Annotated in this window: 16 protein-coding genes; 10 read left to right on the top strand and 6 right to left on the bottom strand. The window is 39.7% G+C overall.

Annotated elements, in window-relative coordinates; genetic code table 11:
* Positions 1-46 precede the first annotated feature (46 nt).
* Positions 47-1,420 (bottom strand): saccharopine dehydrogenase family protein, encoded by a 1,374-nt coding sequence (locus ACNR9Q_RS01585; protein ID WP_419212831.1) that lies wholly within the window; start codon positions 1,418-1,420, stop codon positions 47-49.
* Between the two features lie 81 nt (positions 1,421-1,501).
* On the opposite strand from ACNR9Q_RS01585, the gene ACNR9Q_RS01580 reads away from it, so the two are divergent.
* The 4 genes from ACNR9Q_RS01580 (at position 1,502) to pckA (ending at position 6,420) form a co-directional block, all read left to right on the top strand.
* A complete protein-coding gene (locus ACNR9Q_RS01580; protein ID WP_419212830.1) occupies positions 1,502-1,894 on the top strand; it encodes a DUF423 domain-containing protein in 393 nt (130 codons plus the stop codon).
* A 60-nt stretch (positions 1,895-1,954) separates the two neighbouring features.
* On the top strand, positions 1,955-3,424 hold the full coding sequence (locus tag ACNR9Q_RS01575) for an SLC13 family permease (RefSeq protein ID WP_419212829.1): 1,470 nt from the start codon (positions 1,955-1,957) through the stop codon (positions 3,422-3,424).
* A complete protein-coding gene (locus ACNR9Q_RS01570; protein WP_419212828.1) occupies positions 3,421-4,554 on the top strand; it encodes a glycerate kinase in 1,134 nt (377 codons plus the stop codon). The genes ACNR9Q_RS01575 and ACNR9Q_RS01570 overlap by 4 nt, the downstream gene beginning before the upstream one ends.
* A 249-nt stretch (positions 4,555-4,803) precedes the next feature.
* Positions 4,804-6,420: a phosphoenolpyruvate carboxykinase (ATP) gene (pckA, locus tag ACNR9Q_RS01565; protein WP_419212827.1), complete on the top strand. Its 1,617-nt coding sequence runs from the start codon at positions 4,804-4,806 to the stop codon at positions 6,418-6,420.
* Between the two features lie 50 nt (positions 6,421-6,470).
* Here pckA and ACNR9Q_RS01560 read toward each other — a convergent pair whose 3' ends face one another.
* The 3 genes from ACNR9Q_RS01560 to ACNR9Q_RS01550 are packed head-to-tail and all read right to left on the bottom strand — an operon-like array spanning position 6,471 to position 9,549.
* On the bottom strand, positions 6,471-7,214 hold the full coding sequence (locus ACNR9Q_RS01560) for a uroporphyrinogen-III synthase (protein WP_419212826.1): 744 nt from the start codon (positions 7,212-7,214) through the stop codon (positions 6,471-6,473).
* Positions 7,215-7,222: 8 nt separating this feature from the next.
* Positions 7,223-7,876, bottom strand: coding sequence for a DUF4271 domain-containing protein (locus ACNR9Q_RS01555; protein WP_419212825.1), 654 nt, complete (start codon positions 7,874-7,876; stop codon positions 7,223-7,225).
* Positions 7,876-9,549 (bottom strand): ArnT family glycosyltransferase, encoded by a 1,674-nt coding sequence (locus tag ACNR9Q_RS01550; RefSeq protein ID WP_419212824.1) that lies wholly within the window; start codon positions 9,547-9,549, stop codon positions 7,876-7,878. The genes ACNR9Q_RS01555 and ACNR9Q_RS01550 overlap by 1 nt, the downstream gene beginning before the upstream one ends.
* A gap of 134 nt (positions 9,550-9,683) precedes the next feature.
* Between ACNR9Q_RS01550 and ACNR9Q_RS01545 the strand changes: the two genes are divergently transcribed.
* Genes ACNR9Q_RS01545 through ACNR9Q_RS01535 form a run of 3 tightly spaced genes read left to right on the top strand, consistent with a single transcriptional unit; the run spans position 9,684 to position 12,186 of the window.
* A complete protein-coding gene (locus ACNR9Q_RS01545) occupies positions 9,684-10,412 on the top strand; it encodes a polyprenol monophosphomannose synthase (RefSeq protein WP_419212823.1) in 729 nt (242 codons plus the stop codon).
* Positions 10,413-10,414: 2 nt separating this feature from the next.
* Complete coding sequence (locus ACNR9Q_RS01540; RefSeq protein WP_419212822.1) at positions 10,415-11,752, top strand: dihydroorotase; 1,338 nt, start codon at positions 10,415-10,417, stop codon at positions 11,750-11,752.
* Positions 11,749-12,186, top strand: coding sequence for a DUF4296 domain-containing protein (locus ACNR9Q_RS01535; protein ID WP_419212821.1), 438 nt, complete (start codon positions 11,749-11,751; stop codon positions 12,184-12,186). The genes ACNR9Q_RS01540 and ACNR9Q_RS01535 overlap by 4 nt, the downstream gene beginning before the upstream one ends.
* On the opposite strand, the gene ACNR9Q_RS01530 is transcribed toward ACNR9Q_RS01535, so the two are convergent.
* On the bottom strand, positions 12,164-13,174 hold the full coding sequence (locus ACNR9Q_RS01530; protein ID WP_419212820.1) for an NAD-dependent epimerase/dehydratase family protein: 1,011 nt from the start codon (positions 13,172-13,174) through the stop codon (positions 12,164-12,166). The genes ACNR9Q_RS01535 and ACNR9Q_RS01530 overlap by 23 nt on opposite strands.
* A 104-nt stretch (positions 13,175-13,278) precedes the next feature.
* Here ACNR9Q_RS01530 and tyrS point away from each other — a divergent pair, with 104 nt between their 5' ends.
* The 3 genes from tyrS to ACNR9Q_RS01515 all read left to right on the top strand — a co-directional run bounded on the left by tyrS (position 13,279) and on the right by ACNR9Q_RS01515 (position 15,834).
* Complete coding sequence (tyrS, locus tag ACNR9Q_RS01525; RefSeq protein ID WP_419212819.1) at positions 13,279-14,574, top strand: tyrosine--tRNA ligase; 1,296 nt, start codon at positions 13,279-13,281, stop codon at positions 14,572-14,574.
* A gap of 213 nt (positions 14,575-14,787) precedes the next feature.
* Complete coding sequence (locus ACNR9Q_RS01520; protein ID WP_419212818.1) at positions 14,788-15,321, top strand: hypothetical protein; 534 nt, start codon at positions 14,788-14,790, stop codon at positions 15,319-15,321.
* A 63-nt stretch (positions 15,322-15,384) separates the two neighbouring features.
* Positions 15,385-15,834: a hypothetical protein gene (locus ACNR9Q_RS01515; protein WP_419212817.1), complete on the top strand. Its 450-nt coding sequence runs from the start codon at positions 15,385-15,387 to the stop codon at positions 15,832-15,834.
* Here the strand turns inward: ACNR9Q_RS01515 and ACNR9Q_RS01510 are convergent.
* Positions 15,831-16,808 (bottom strand): acyl transferase, encoded by a 978-nt coding sequence (locus tag ACNR9Q_RS01510; protein WP_419212816.1) that lies wholly within the window; start codon positions 16,806-16,808, stop codon positions 15,831-15,833. The genes ACNR9Q_RS01515 and ACNR9Q_RS01510 overlap by 4 nt on opposite strands.
* Positions 16,809-16,857: the final 49 nt, after the last annotated feature.

The raw sequence follows: 16,857 nt of genomic DNA, 5'->3' as shown, positions 1-16,857 counted from the left end.
AAATATAAAGTTACCCTTTTGGTTTCAAATTTACACCAAAATAGGGCTAACTAATTACAGAATTGGGGTTGTAGCCCAAATAGGGTACATCGTATTCCTTAAAGTTGATACCGTAGGTTTCTAGTTCTTTCAAAATCGGTTGATACACTTCTTTAGAAATCGGGATTTGAACGCCCGGTGTGGTAATCTGTTGGTTCAGTATTTTTATGGCAGCAATGGCAACGGGCAGTCCAACCGTTTTGGCCATGGCCGTATGGGTCTGGTTTTCACCAATGACCACCAATTTGGAATCGATTTGCTTCTTTTCGCCATGCAGCTCGTAACCAAACTTATGGTACATGACAATCATATCCTTCTCGTCGTCTTTTAAGGTCCAACTATCCTCCAAGATCTTTTGAAGCGCTTGCGCTGGCGTGGCATTGGGGATACCGATTTTTTTGGAATCATCGAATAATTTCAGCTCCATGAGTTTATCCCAGCGAATGTCGTCCTGATCTATTTTAAGATAATAGCGCAATTTCAATTCGACGGAATCCGTAGGGGAATAGGGTAGAAACAGGTTGATGAATTCCCTATAGCTCATGTTCTCGGAATTTTCAATCGTGTAGGTGTCATCGGTCACCCCTAATTGGATGAACATGTTCCAAGCCTTTGAGAATCCAACCCGGCGCATGGTGCCCCTGTAAATGGTCAACGCATCCTGCAATCCGTAAGCCGCTCTGTAATTTAACGAATCGCGGTTGGCATAGCCTTCAAAACGACCGTAACCTTCCACATCAAAAAATTCCGTACGTCTAAAAAGTCGGTGATAGGGAATGTATTTGTAGGTGCCTTCCTGGATGAATTTGGCGGTACCGCCTTGCCCGGCAAGCACTACATTCCGTGGGTTCCAGGTAAATTTATAGTTCCAAAGATTATTGTCGTTTTCCGGGGCTACCAGTCCGCCACAAAAAGATTCGAACAATACTATTTTTCCGCCTTTATCGTGAATACGGTCAATGACTTGCATGGCACTCATATGGTCGACACCTGGGTCCAGACCAATTTCGTTCATGAATACCAATTCGTTTTTCTTTACCTCTGTATCCAGGGCGAGGAGTTCAGGACTCACGTAGGAGGCCGTGACCAAATGCTTCTTATGAATTAGACAATCTTCCGCTACTTTGATGTGGAATCGTGCGGGAAGCATGGAGATGACGATGTCTGAATCAGCAATAGCTTTTGACCTTTCGTTATCCTTAAAGATATCGAGATCGACGACGGTACAGTTGTGATGTTCCGCTATGCGTTGCGGAACGGCTTTGGGATGGATATCGCCAATGGTGATCTGTACTTTTTCGGTGTCCGATTTTCCTAAAAGATAATCCAACAAATAGGAGGTGGATTTTCCTGCGCCGATAACTAGAATTTTTCGCATCATACGATTTGAGTACTTTTGATGGGTAACGAAATACTAAGGTATCAAATTGTTACATTTATAATAATAGTTAGGTGAAAAGTTATGAAAAAAACAATTTTGAGTACGGCTTGTCTCTTCGGACTACTGGCGGTGGTGTTGGGTGCGTTCGGGGCCCACGGACTGAAGCAATTGGTAGATGCCGATGCCGTAGCTACCTTTGAAACGGGCGTTCGGTACCAAATGTACCATGCTTTCTTTTTGTTCGTACTTGGCTTAATGCCAGATATCTTGGTCCAATCCAAGAAAACCATTTATGGCTGTACGGTACTGGGAGTAGTACTTTTTTCCTTTTCTATCTATGTATTGGCCTTGAACGATTTGGTAGAATTTGATTTTAAAATGTTTGGAATTATAACCCCTATAGGAGGTGTTTTCTTAATAGCGGCCTGGACGCTTTTAGGATATGGTATTTTAAGGTCAAAAGTTTCAAAATAAGGGGCTAAGCAAGCGTTAACTGGAGATAAATCTGTATTTTCATTTTTCAATGCCAACCCTATGCGTAAAACCAAATTGTTAGGACTGATTTTGGGTCCGGTTTCTTTCATCCTTATTCTTTTCTTTTTTCATCCTGAGGGATTGTCCAAAGAAGCCAATGCTGTTTTGGCATCGACCGTATGGATTGCGATTTGGTGGATTACCGAGGCTGTTCCCATCGCGATTACCGCATTACTGCCTATCGTCTTGTTCCCACTTTCCGGCGGATTGGATTTATCTTCGACCTCGGCCTCTTTCGGTCATAAGTATGTGTTTCTGTATATGGGCGGATTCATCATTGCCATCGCCATCGAAAAATGGAACCTGCATCGAAGAATTGCCTTGAACATCATTAATTTGATCGGTTCCGATGTGCGAAAGATCATCTTGGGATTTATGGTAGCGACCGCATTTTTATCGATGTGGATATCCAATACCGCAACCTCGGTCATGATGCTGCCCATTGGCTTGGCCATCATCAAACAACTACGTGATAATCCAGATACCATTGAAGATGAAAACCAGACTTTTGGAAAGGCCTTGATGCTGGCCATTGCCTATAGTGCTTCCATTGGTGGTCTGGCCACCTTGATAGGAACCCCTCCAAACTTGGTGTTGGCCGGGGTGGTGTTGGATACGTACGGTTATGAAATCACCTTCATGCAATGGTTGGCTTTTGGCTTGCCCATTTCCATCATCCTTATTTTTATTTGTTGGAAATATTTGACGCGATATGCCTTTGATTTTAAGCAAAAATCTTTTCCGGGAGGCAAGGAAGAAATTAAGCGCTTGTTGAAAAAACTGGGGAAGATTACCTATGAAGAAAAAGTGGTCGCTTTTGTTTTTGCACTTACGGCTTTCTGTTGGATAACCAGATCGTTTTTGTTACAACAATTTTTACCGGGTTTGGACGATACGATTATCGCTATATTCTTTGCCATAGTTTTATTTTTGATTCCGTCAAAGCAAAAAGGAGAACAATTGATCAATTGGGAAGAAGCTGTTAAAATGCCATGGGGGATCATTCTTTTGTTCGGTGGCGGTATGGCCTTGGCCAAAGGATTTGAAGATAGCGGATTGGCCATTTGGATCGGGGGTCAAATGACCTCATTATCCGGTTTACCTATTTTTATATTGGTCTTGGTTTTGATTTCTGCCGTAAATTTCTTGACCGAAATCACCTCAAATTTGGCCACAACGGCAATGCTTTTACCGGTTTTGGCGCCCATGGCCTTGTCCATAGATGTACATCCTTTCGTATTGATGGTGGGTGCCGCGGTGGCGGCTTCCTGTGCTTTTATGCTACCGGTGGCCACCCCACCTAATGCCGTGGTGTTTGGTTCCGGTTATTTGCGAATTCCCGATATGGTAAGCAAAGGATTTTTTATGAACATCGCATCCATCCTTATTCTGACGCTTTTTGTGTACTTTGTATTACCTGAACTCTGGGATATCACCATTAATTCATTTCCGAAGAACTTAAAAAAATGAACTTTCTATTAATACCTGATAAGTTTAAAGGCTCATTAACAAGCGAAGAGGTGTCCACGGCCTTTATGGCCGGCGTTGCACAGGCAGGAATTAATAGCACCCATAAATTTATCAAGGCTTCAGATGGGGGTGATGGTTTTATGGATGCCGTTTCTCAGTACAAACGCTGTATCGCCGTACAGGTGATAAGTCGGGATCCCCTGGGCCGACCGCTGCGAAGTCATTATTTATATAATCAAGAAAGTAATGCTGCGTATATAGAAATGGCAAAATCTTCTGGCATGATGCTACTTTCTCAAGAGGAACGAAACCCCCTGTTGACTTCGACCTATGGTACGGGTTTGGAAATAAAGGATGCTATCGAGAAAGGGGTAAAGAATATCTATGTGGGGCTAGGAGGCAGTGCGACCAATGATGGTGGTATTGGAATAGGCCATGCGCTCGGGTTTGATTTTTTGGATGTCCAGGGAAATTCTTTATCTGCCATTGGTGAAAATCTTTCAAAAATTTCAAGTATCGATGATACCCAAGTAAGTTCGTTGCTCAGGGGTATTTCGTTCTATGCCATTAACGATGTTACGAATCCGCTTTATGGTAAACATGGTGCGGCCCACATATATGCAGCCCAAAAAGGGGCTGACGAGCCTATGATCGAACACTTGGATGCCGGACTCCAAAATTTGGATAAAGTGATCAGCGAACAATTTCAAAAGCGATATGCAGACACACCAGGTTCTGGAGCGGCAGGAGGGACCGCGTACGTACTTAAATGTTTTTTGGGTGCCAAATACATTAGCGGAATAGATTTTATTCTTGAGCTCTCTGGGGTACGGCAAATTCTGGCCAAAGAACGTTTTGATTTTTTGGTGACGGGAGAAGGTAAGATAGACGAACAGACCTTGAACGGTAAATTGATACAGGGCGTTATGCGTTTGGCAAAGGAATTTGAGTTGCCAGTTTTGGCTGTTTGTGGAAAACTAGATGTTCCCCTTGAAGAAATACGAAACATAGGTGTACAAGACGTTTTGGAAATACAGAATACTTCCAAAAACCTGGATTACAACTTGAAGAATGCCGCAAAACTACTCACGAAAAAGACGGCTGAATACTTCAAAAATAGAATAAAATAGCGGTTAAGAAAATCCGTCTAAATTATGTAATTCATAATATAATCAATCAAAACCAATGATTACGTATCAAAAGTGGATTTTATATGAAAAATACATAGACAATAAAAGAAATCTACCAATAATTAACCAGACTTTTCCGGTTTCTTTGATCAATTTCGTATTTCGACGAGGATTGGGGCTAATTGTGCCCTGAGTTTCAAAGGTTCATCTTTAATTTTTTTAGTTTTACCTAACTAAATATTTCAAAGCATGAAAAGGGCATCGGCAAACACAACTTCGATTTCTTTAAAACCATACGGAATAACACATTCCAATTTTCATTATCAAGAAAGTCCTGACCAGCTTCAAAAGGAAACTTTAGAAAGGGGAATGGGTGTTGAAACCAATAATGGAACCTTGGCGGTGAATACCGGAGAATTTACGGGCAGATCACCAATGGATCGGTTCATCGTTAAGGATGATATCACCAAAGACAAAGTGTGGTGGGGACCAATAAACATTCCTTTTGAAGCGGCTAAATTTGACGGCCTTTACCAAAAAGTGATTGCCTATTTGAATGAAAAGGAATTGTTCATTAGGGATTGTTATGCCTGTGCCGATCCTGAATACAAGTTGAACATTCGGGTAATTAATGAATATCCCTGGTCCAACATGTTCTCGTACAATATGTTCTTAAGACCTACGGAAGCGGAACTTAAGGACTTTACGCCCGAGTGGACCGTCATCAATGCACCCGGTTTTATGGCAGATGCAGAAGTCGATGGAACCCGGCAGCATAATTTTGCCATTTTAAATTTTACGGATAAGATTGCCTTAATTGGCGGTACCGGATATACGGGAGAAATTAAAAAGGGAATCTTTTCGGCCTTAAATTTCATTTTACCGGTCTATAAGGAGACTCTGCCCATGCACTGTTCTGCCAATGTGGGTAAGGGGGGCGATACGGCGATTTTCTTTGGATTGTCCGGTACGGGAAAAACGACCCTATCTACCGATCCTAACCGTAAACTGATCGGCGATGATGAACACGGTTGGACGAGTAGGAATAGCGTTTTTAATTTTGAAGGTGGATGCTATGCCAAGGTCATCAATCTGTCCGAAGAACAAGAGCCGGAAATTTATGGGGCGATCAGGCCTGGGGCCATTTTAGAAAATGTGATATTGGACCATGAGGGCAATGTGGATTTTTCGGATACCTCCATCACCCAGAATACCCGGGTAAGTTATCCTATTTATCATATCGATAATATTCAGGAACCGTCCATCGGTAAAAACGTCAAGAATATTTTCTTTCTTACGGCGGATGCTTTTGGGGTGTTACCTCCAATATCCAAATTAACGCCCAGCCAAGCGGCATATCATTTCATTTCTGGATATACGGCAAAGGTTGCCGGTACAGAAGCGGGTGTGGTAGAGCCACAACCATCTTTTTCAGCTTGTTTCGGGGCACCGTTTATGCCATTACATCCAACGAAGTATGCGGAAATGCTTAGTAAGAAAATGAAAGAATCTGGGGTGGATGTTTGGTTGGTGAATACGGGCTGGACAGGTGGCCCTTATGGAATAGGTACGCGTATGAAGTTAAAGTATACCAGGGCCATGATTTCTGCAGCCCTGAGCGGGGAGTTAGGATTATATTCCTACGACAAATACCATATTCATTCTGTTTTTGGGGTGGCACAGCCCAGAGAATGCACCGGAGTGCCATCATCTGTATTGAGTCCAAGGGCTACATGGAATAACGACCAGAAATATTATACGACCGCTTTTAAGCTGACGACCGCTTTTAGGGAAAACTTTAAAAAGTACGAGCAATATGCCAGTGAAGAAATACGAAGAGGCGGTCCTCAACGGTACGCGTTTTAGAATTAAAAAAGCCTTGCATTGCAAGGCTTTTTTTCTAATTTTTAAAACTCTTATTTATTTACGCTTGTAATATATTTTTGAAGTGCCATGGTCATCGATGGTGTTTCCGGTGTTGGTGCTTTTATGTCTATCCGAAGTCCAGCATCGGTCGCGGCATCTACGGTTGAATTTCCGAAAACAGCAATTCTCGTTTCTTTTTGTTCGAAATCGGGAAAGTTTTGCAAGAGTGATTCAATTCCCGATGGACTAAAGAAAACCAATATGTCATAGTACACATCCCTTAAATCTGAAAGATCACTGATTACGGTTTTGTAAAAAATGGCCCTTTTCCAATTAATGTTCAATGTGCCCAACGTTTCGGGAACATCTGGCTTAAGTACGTCAGATGATGGAAGTAGGAATTTTTCATCCTTGTATTTTTTTATAAGAGGAACCAAATCGGTGAACAACCGCTTGCCTACATAAATTTTACGTTTTCTGTAAATCACATACTTTTGAAGGTAATAGGCAACAGCTTCTGATTGACAGAAATATTTCATAGAATCTGGGACCTTGAAACGCATTTCTTCGGCAATCCTAAAAAAATGATCAACTGCATTTCTACTGGTAAGTATAATGGCCGTAAAATCATTCAAATCTATCTTCTGTTGACGCACATTTTTTGCATCAACTCCTTCTACATGAATAAATGGTCTAAAATCAACCTTTACTTTCTCTTTTTCAATGAGTTTAGAATAAGGGGAATTCTCCATTTTTGGTTCCGGTTGTGATACCAAAATCGTTTTTACTTTCATACGCTGCACTATTTTAGAAAGCTTCCCATAATTACTAAGGGTGCAATTTCGAGTGCGCAAAGGTACAAAATAAAATAGAAAAAATAGGAGCTTATGAATTTTTGGTTATTCCTGATCACTGTCACCCAGCCTATTATATTAATGGCCATGAACAAAATGAAGGCTATGAAAATCACAATTTTTGAATCTACTAAAACATAGGTCAAGATAACATTGGCAATGAACAAAATTATACCGGCATAATTAAGATATGATAACTTTCTGAAAATCAATTCATTGAATATTTTATAGCTATTAAAAATAAAGCCATTCAATAATTGCGCTAAAGTTTTGATACTAAGGAAAATGAAAACTGCTGCCAAAAATAAAGGGAAAATCAAAGAATTTTTTTCTTCGGTAGGGCGAATAAAAGTTTTCCAGACAAAAAATATGAAAAGAGTGGTGTTGATAATTTGAAAAACACTCCAAAGTATATGGAACCAGTTGAACAGTTTTTCTTTTTTAGTGTACATGGTAATGTACTTGTTATTAAAGGGCAGGATAATAAAGCTAAAAAACCGGGAATAGTAAAAACCTTTCGCAAAGAGCAGGAATAGCAGACTACCAACTAATGTTAGGGTGATCCAATCGGTTTGGGCGAATGTTCTGGTTATCGGTTCCATTACTTGATAGCAATCGGTTTCCCATTTAAGCCATAATAGAGATTGTTCTCTGAAATCACTATTCTAAAGTAACCAATGTTTTCTTTTTTTGTCTTAGGTAGTTCAAAATTAAAATAGGTGGTATCCTTTGGTGTTAATAAGGCCTTATTGGCTTTAATAGGCTTTGGCGTAATCCCCAAGGTTTCTTGAGGGGTTTTATAGTCGTCCATATAAACGACCGCGAATTTCAATTTTTTTAAGTCGATGGGTATTTTATAAGGATTGTAAACTTTTAATGTGAGGTTACGATCAGCATGCAATGAAATTTCAGTCTCATCGATGATACACTCCACCTTACGGAACGATTCAAAATCAGATATAAATTTCCCTTTATATAGTCCGCCGTCCGGCTTTTCGTAGGAAAAAGAATTGTCATTGATATACTTTGAAATATAGGCGACATCTTTTCCTCTCATCTTCTCTTCAGAATCGTCTATGGAGTATTGATTCTTGCGGTACATAAAATTGTTCAATGAGAATGTCGGGGTTCCCTTGGTGTAAAAAGAATACATCGGCGCATTTCGATATGAATTTTCAAAGATAACAGGAATGGAGCCTACTTTCTCTTCAATGGCCTTGACCCATTCTTTGTTACCGTGACTTTCATAGAAAAAATTGAATAATAAGGGTTGATAAGCGAGCCCTATGCGTAAATAGATAATCAATACGGCATTAATAATTCCTAATCTGAATATCCATTTTAAGGCCTGTTTGTTTGCAAGCATGTAATTGAATGCGATAATGACCAGTGGAATACAGATAATGATGATCCATTGGGTCTGTACCCTTCTATTGAAACTGGAAACAAAAAAGAAGAGGATCACTCCATAAGTTAGAAAAATAAGTGCTCTATTAAAAAGTTCCTTGCCATTGCTTCTAAAGAGTGCTTTGTAGATAAAAGGAAAGGTAAGTCCAAAAATGGCCACGAGGTTCACGAAAAATCCTAAGGTATATTTTTCAAAGCTATAGGCTCCGTTAGGCCTTTCGTACAAATGGTATTTAATGGAGACAAAATCATTTTCGTACAACCAATAAAAATGAGGGCTATAGCAGATTAAGGCTATAAATACCGAAAGCCACGCATATTTGTTCTTCACCAATTTAAGATTGGATAAAAGCACAAAAAATATGACCAAAACCGCATGGTATTTACTATACATCAAAGCGGCCATGAAAACCCCTAATACAATGGAAAGAGCAATGGAGGGGTTTTTTATAAAATGTTTATAGGTCAATAGAAAGCAACTCGTAAAAAACAGTAAGGGGGTATCGGGTAAGGTAAAAAAGCCATACGCGTTTAACAACGTCATGGAAAAGACCAAAATGAAGAACTGTTTTATGTAACCATTCTTTTTTGGTGCATCTATCATTAGCCAAAGCAATAAGATATTTACTGTGGAAAGGATACAACTTATAAAGCGCACACCAAGTTCCCCGTTGAAGAAATAACTACTTATTTTGATCATTACCGCCACCATGGGTGGGTGGTCAAAATAGCCCCAAGCCATATTTTGACTGTAATACCAATAGTACGCTTCATCAAATATGAGCTGCGTAAAACTAGATTGGATCAGGTTAAGAATAAAAATAGCAGCTAAGAAAAAGTAGAATTTCTTCGGAATTTTGGTCAACATTCGCATCGGATACTTGGCGGCAAAATTACAAATTAAAGATTACCTACCTAGTTTAAAAATTTCATAAAGCTTTTGTGCCCATTTTAAAACGACCATTAAAACCTTACTTTTGTGAAAATACCGATGAATAAAATATGGCCCATAGTATTGTAATCATACCTACCTATAATGAAATAGAGAATGTAGAGGCCATAATAAGGGCGGTGTTCGATTTGCAAAAAGAATTTCATATCCTAATTGTGGATGATAATTCTCCCGATAAAACGGGCGATTGCGTTAGGGGCCTTCAAGAGGAATTCAAGGGAAAACTTTTTTTAGAGACTAGGACTGAAAAATCTGGTTTAGGAACCGCTTACATTCATGGATTCAAATGGGCGATTCATAAGGCCTATGATTATATTTTTGAAATGGATGCCGATTTTTCGCATACCCCTTCAGATTTGTTACGGCTACAGCGTGCCTGTATCAATGGGGCCGATGTTGCCGTGGGTTCTAGGTACAAGAAAGGGGTCAATGTAGTAAATTGGCCATTGTATCGCGTTTTGTTGTCTTATGGGGCATCTGTCTATGTCAAGTTGATTACGGGAATGCGTGTGCATGACCCAACGGCAGGCTTCGTATGTTATAAAAGACATGTCTTGGAAACCATTGATCTGGATTCTGTTCGCTTTGTTGGATATGCCTTTCAGATAGAAATGAAGTTTAGGGCCTATTTGAAGAAATTTAAAATTGAGGAGGTTTCCATTATATTCAGGGACAGGGTCTTGGGCAAATCTAAAATGAGTTCCTCTATTATCAGCGAGGCTATATGGGGAGTATTTGTTATGAAGGTAAGAAGTCTTTTTTTAAAGAATAAATTTTAAGCATGGGTAGAATTCTATTGAAGAATGGGAGTATCGTAAATGAGGGAAGCATTCAAGAAAGTGATGTTCTGATCGTAGATGATATTATCGTTAAAATAGCTAGTGATATTACGGATGCTAATGCAGAAGTAATCGATGTAAGTGGCATGCATATTTTACCGGGGATTATAGATGACCAAGTACATTTTAGGGAGCCTGGTCTTACCTATAAAGGAAACATTGCAACTGAAAGTAGAGCGGCAATAGCTGGTGGCATAACCACCTTTATGGAGCAACCCAATACCACCCCCCAGACCACGACCATAGAAAAACTAGAGGAAAAGTTTAGCATGGCGGCTGCTTCCTCGTTTGCTAATTATTCGTTTCTATTTGGCGGCACGAATGACAATTTGGAGGAGTTAAAACGATTGGATAAAAATGCTTGCTCTGGTATAAAACTTTTCTTAGGGTCATCAACAGGTAATATGTTGGTCGATGATGAACAGGTGATCGAAAACATATTTAAGAATACAGAGATGGTTATTTCGGCACATTGTGAAGATGAAACCACGATAAGAGAGAACCTTGCAAAATACCAAGCAGAATTCGGCGAAGCTATTCCCATACAATATCATCCTATCATACGAAGTGAAGAAGCATGTTATCTCTCATCTTCCAGGGCCATTGCCTTGGCTAAGAAAACAGGGGCTAGATTACACGTATTCCATTTATCGACCGGAAAGGAAACCGATTTGTTTCGAAATGATATTCCATTAGAACAAAAGAAAATAACCGCCGAGGTGTGTATCCACCATTTGTGGTTCTCTGATGCGGACTATGCAGATAAAGGCACCTTGATCAAATGGAATCCTGCTGTGAAAACTTCAAAAGACCGTGAGATGTTATGGGAGGCGTTATTAGACGACCGTATTGATGTGATCGCTACAGACCATGCCCCTCATTTATTGGAGGAAAAGGATAATGTATATACCAAAGCCCCTTCAGGGGGTCCTTTGGTGCAACATGCGCTGCCTGCTATGCTGCAAAAAGTGGAACAAGGAAAAATAACACTTGAAAAAATAGTCCAGAAAATGTGTCACAACCCTGCAATTCTGTTTCAGATCGAAGAACGCGGGTTCATACGCGAGGGCTATTTTGCCGATTTGGTAGTGGTCGATTTGAACGACCCATGGACGGTAAGTAAGGAAAATATTGCCTATAAATGTAAATGGTCTCCTTTTGAGGGAATTACTTTTTCTTCAAAAATAGCCCATACCATTATCAATGGCCATTTGGCATATTCTAACGGAAGATTTTCTGAAGTTCGCGCGGCTAAACGTTTAACTTTTAATAGACCATGATACAGCGTATTATTTTGGGTTTAGTGATGCTACTTCTTTTTTCCTGTGTAGAAAAGTTAGTGGAAAAGCCGGATAATTTAATCCCTCAGGATAAAATGGTCTTGATCTTAAAGGAGATGGCCATCGTCAATGCCGCAAAGGGCACCGATCTCGGGAAATTGCGTAATAATGGAATTGATCCTACCTCTTTTGTATTTGAGAAATATGAAATAGACAGTACCCAGTTTGTAGATAGTGACCGGTATTATGCCTCGTTGCCATTGGTCTACGAAACCTTGTATAAAAAAGTAGAATCTAGTTTGGAAAATGAAAGACTACAGATGGAGGAGGATAAAAAGGTGAAAGACAGCCTTGACCTTTTGCAAAAGTCCACGAAAAAGGAAATCGATTCAAGCTTAAAAGATACTATTCCTACTCTGAAATCTCCTCAATAAATAGTTCTGCGCATCGTTCTATCGTCTTATCCAAGGGTTCAAATTCAAATTCTAAGGCTTGTTTTAATTTACGGCTACTAAAGGTAGTTGGGTGCGTAAGTCCATAAATAGTACTTTTTGTGATGGTCCTTGCTTTTCCTGTGACTTTATGCTGCAGCCAATCTATAAAACGTCCTACTTTCAACAAACTTATATTAAGTTCTTTCTCTGGTGGGTTCTTACCCATTGCCGTTGCGATTCTGCTTAGGGTTTCTTTATAGGTTAGATTTTCGGCCACGGTTATGTATCGTTCGCCTTGTATGTCAGAGCGCATGAGTTGCACCATTATTTTTATAACATCGGTTACCGTGACAAATCCTGAGCTTCCTGGGGGGTAATAGTTGTATCCTTTTGAGGCTGTTTTAAAAAAAGTACCACTGCCGTTCTCCCAATATCCGGGACCTAAAATTACCCCGGGATTTACTATAACCACTTCCAGCTGTTCTTGGGCGCCACGCCATACTTCCATTTCCGCTAAGTATTTTGTTAGGGCATAGGGGTTCGCGTGCTGTCGGCTCCATTCAGTTTCCTCGTCAGCCATTTTTAGGGCTCCTGCCCGTCCGATAGTGCCAATGGTACTCACATAACACAGTTTTTGAATCCCTTTTGCAATGGACATGTTTACAATATTCGCCGTGCCTTCTCGATTTACACGCTCCAGTTTTTTGAAATCCGAAGGATTGAAGGAAATAAAAGCAGCACAATGGTACACATAGGTTACCCCCTCATAAGCTTCTTCCAAAGAGGGGATATCTAAAATGTCGCCCTGCCTCCAATCGATGCTATCAAAAAGCAACTGAGCATCTTGTGAATGATAGTAAAAGATTTTTTTGACCTGCTCCAGTTTCTTGGGGGTTCTATAGATAGCCCTAACATTGGTCTTCGCTAATACCAATTGTAGCAATAAATGCGATCCCACCAATCCTGTGCCTCCCGTAACCAGTACCATATTTCAAAGTTAGCAAATACAGATGGATAAATTCCTGCTTTGATCTTCTGGGTACTGGCAAGAATTCCATTTATATTTGCAGCTCAAATAAAATTAAGTAAAGGATGACAACAAATTTTGTCAAGGAGTTGCAGTGGCGTGGAATGTTGCATGATGCCATGCCGGGAACAGAGGAACATTTATTGGAAGGAATGCAAGCTGCCTACGTGGGGATCGATCCCACGGCAGATTCGTTACATATCGGTCATTTGGTAGGGGTAATGATGTTACGCCATTTTCAATTGGCGGGCCATAAACCTTATGCGCTAATTGGCGGTGCTACAGGCATGATCGGGGATCCATCCGGCAAATCTGCTGAGCGAAATTTACTCGATGAAAAAACTTTACGACATAATCAGAATGCTTTAAAAGAACAGCTGTCCCGATTTTTAGATTTTAGTGGTGATGGTGCTAACGCTGCCGTATTGGTCAATAATTATGACTGGATGAAGGATTTTACATTCTTGGAATTCATTCGGGATGTAGGTAAGCACATTACCGTGAATTATATGATGTCTAAAGACTCGGTAAAGAAAAGACTAGCGGCAGAAGATAAAGTAGGAATGTCATTTACCGAATTTACCTATCAACTGGTGCAGGGATATGATTTTCTGCATTTGTACAGAACACATAATTGCAGTCTTCAAATGGGCGGTAGTGATCAATGGGGCAATATTACCACTGGAACCGAATTGATCCGAAGAATAGGTAATGGAAAGGGCTACGCACTTACGTGTCCTCTAATTACAAAGGCCGATGGCACCAAATTTGGAAAGACAGAAGGGGGCAATGTGTGGCTGGATGCCGAACGTACATCACCTTATAAATTTTACCAATATTGGTTGAATACCTCAGATGAGGATGCCGAAAAGTATATCAAGATATTTACTTTTTTGAATCAACAGGAAATAGAGGATTTAAGTACCCAACATAAAGAAGCACCTCATTTGCGCTTACTTCAAAAGAGATTGGCCGATGAGATCACCGTTATGGTGCACTCCCAAGACGACTTGGATAATGCTGTGCGGGCAAGCGAAATTTTATTCGGCAGATCAACCGCGTCGGACTTAAAAGTACTGAACGAAAAAACCTTTTTAGAAATATTCGAAGGCGTGCCCCAGGCAGAAATTTCTAGAACAGAATTAGATGATGGTTTGGATATGATCGCGGCACTTGCTGCCAAAACCAATTTTTTAGGTTCTAACGGAGAGGCCAGGCGAGAATTAAAGCAGAATTCCATCTCGGTAAATAAGGAAAAAGTAAAGGAGGATTACATCATCACCAAAGAAGACCTTATCAATGATAAATTTATATTGTTGCAACGCGGCAAGAAAAATTATTTTGTTCTGGTGATGAAATAAGGTTCCGAGAAACTATTATGCTGATTTATCAGATTCACCTATAAATAATGCGTCAATTTAATGTAGTACAGCTAATTACGATGATTTGTGATTCGGCACGTAACTACAAAACGTACCAGTCTCATTTAGTTGAGATCGATAAGCTTTGTTTTTTTGAAATGATTCCAATATTTCGAAATTTAAAACGTTAGCTTAATATAAAATTTTAGGTTTATGTTCAAAAGTATTGGTGCTGCGTTTTGCTTTGTTATTTTATTCAGTTCTTGCGATAAGTTAGATGAGCTTACAAAATTTGATATAGAATATAATCAAAGGGTAACCATACCATCTTCTGCGGGGGTAGATTTACCATTTGATGTTTTTACACCAGAGACGGAAACAAATTCAGAATCTAAATTTGAAGTCAATGATACTCGAAAGGATCTCATTGAGGAAATTAAGTTAACCGAGTTGGAGATGGTGATCATTTCTCCTAGTGATGCCGATTTCAGTTTTTTAAATTCTGTTGAGGTTTATATTTCCGCAGATGGATTGGACGAGATTTTGGTTGCCTCTCTTGATGAAGTTCCTGCAAATGCAGGAGGTACCATACTTTTGAATACAGAGGATAAAGATTTAAAAGAATACATCAAAAAAGATGAATTCAGTCTTCGTTTACATACCGTAACCGATGAGTTGATGAGTACTGATCATGAACTACAGGTAAATTCTACCTTTTTTGTAGATGCAAAGATATTGGGACTTTAACGATTTGTTAACGCAACGTATTTAAAAAAATGGCATCTTCACTGTATTCTTAAGGATTGGATTATGAAGAAGTTATCGGCATTTCTCATAGTAGTTTTTTGTATTATATCTTGTTCAAATCCAGATGATTTTGGATTGGAGTCTACCGAGTTCATGTATAGTACTCAAAAATGGGAATTAATTAGAATGACCGGTGCTTTTGTAGGTTCGGAAACTAAGGGAGAAGCCATGGATTGGCAAGAATACTATCTGTTTTCGCCCGAAGGTACTTTTGTAAAATCAAGAACCAAAGATGATTTGGTCGTAGAAGCTAGTGGTACTTTTGAGGTAGTGGAATATGAAACCGATACAGCCCATTCTTTAGAACTTACTTACGAGACAGGAGAAGGCTTGGTAGGTAATTGTACAGGGGATAATAAGGAAATTTTAATGTATAGATCTGCAAGTGAGATTACCAATACATGGATGGCATGTGATGGTCCTGGGTTAGATTATGAACTAGTGAAGAACTAAAGCACCAATAAGTTACATCCCCTAATATCCGAATTATCGAACCGCCCAATGATTTCAAAAGAACCTTGCGTGACCACTTTGCCTAAGTCTTGTGTGGCAATAAAGGAGCAGGAGTTTATATTGGCCAGGTCGATAACATTGATGCCTCCCGTTTTTCCCTCTTTCTGATACGTTAAGGGGTCTTCTGTATCACGGATGAGGATTTTCATCCAAGGAGGACATTCGAACACTCCGTTGCCCTTAGAATACGCCTGCGATAATAACTCCGTCATCCCATATTCCGAATGTATTTCGCGCACTCCGAATCCATCCTTTAGTAATTGATGTAATTCTTGCCGTATAAGTTCTTTGCGGCGGCCTTTCATACCACCCGTTTCCATGATTATGGTGTTTTTAAGTGACAACTTATATTGTTCGGTAAACTCTAATAAGGCAAAGGAAACCCCAATGACCAATGTTTTTACATGTGTATGTTGTAATTCTTGTAAGAGATGGCTTAGCTTTTCATACTCTTTTAAGAAGAAGCCACTTTTAGGATGTTTGGATTTGGAGATTAAATCTTCGACCATATAGATTAAAGAGGAGCCTGTACGCTCTAAATAGGAAGGTAATAGGGCTACAATACAATAGTCGGTTATATCTCCATAAAATCCAGTAAAGCCATTTAAGTAACTCTGTTGATAGATTTCAAGATCTGTTACATAATGCTTACTGGTTTCGCTACCTGTTGTACCACTACTACTAAATACGATTTCTGGTGGTTGCGTAGAACTGGTTACATTTTTAGACTTAAAAAATTCGATGGGAAGGAATGGAATTTGTTCTAAGGTCTTTACCTGATCCGGCTTGACGTTTAAATGAGCGCAAAAAGAACGATATACTTGGTTGTTGTAGTATTGAAATGAAAAAGTACGCAGTGCTTGGGTTAGAAATTCCCCTTCTGTGCGTATATCGAAAATAGCATTTTGCCTCATTTATTTTACAAATTGAAGCAAAGGTACTGAACCAAATTATTTTATCTGA

Source organism: Maribacter sp. X9 (assembly GCF_048537565.1).
GTDB lineage: Bacteria > Bacteroidota > Bacteroidia > Flavobacteriales > Flavobacteriaceae > Maribacter.
This window is presented reverse-complemented; position numbering and strand designations above follow the sequence as displayed.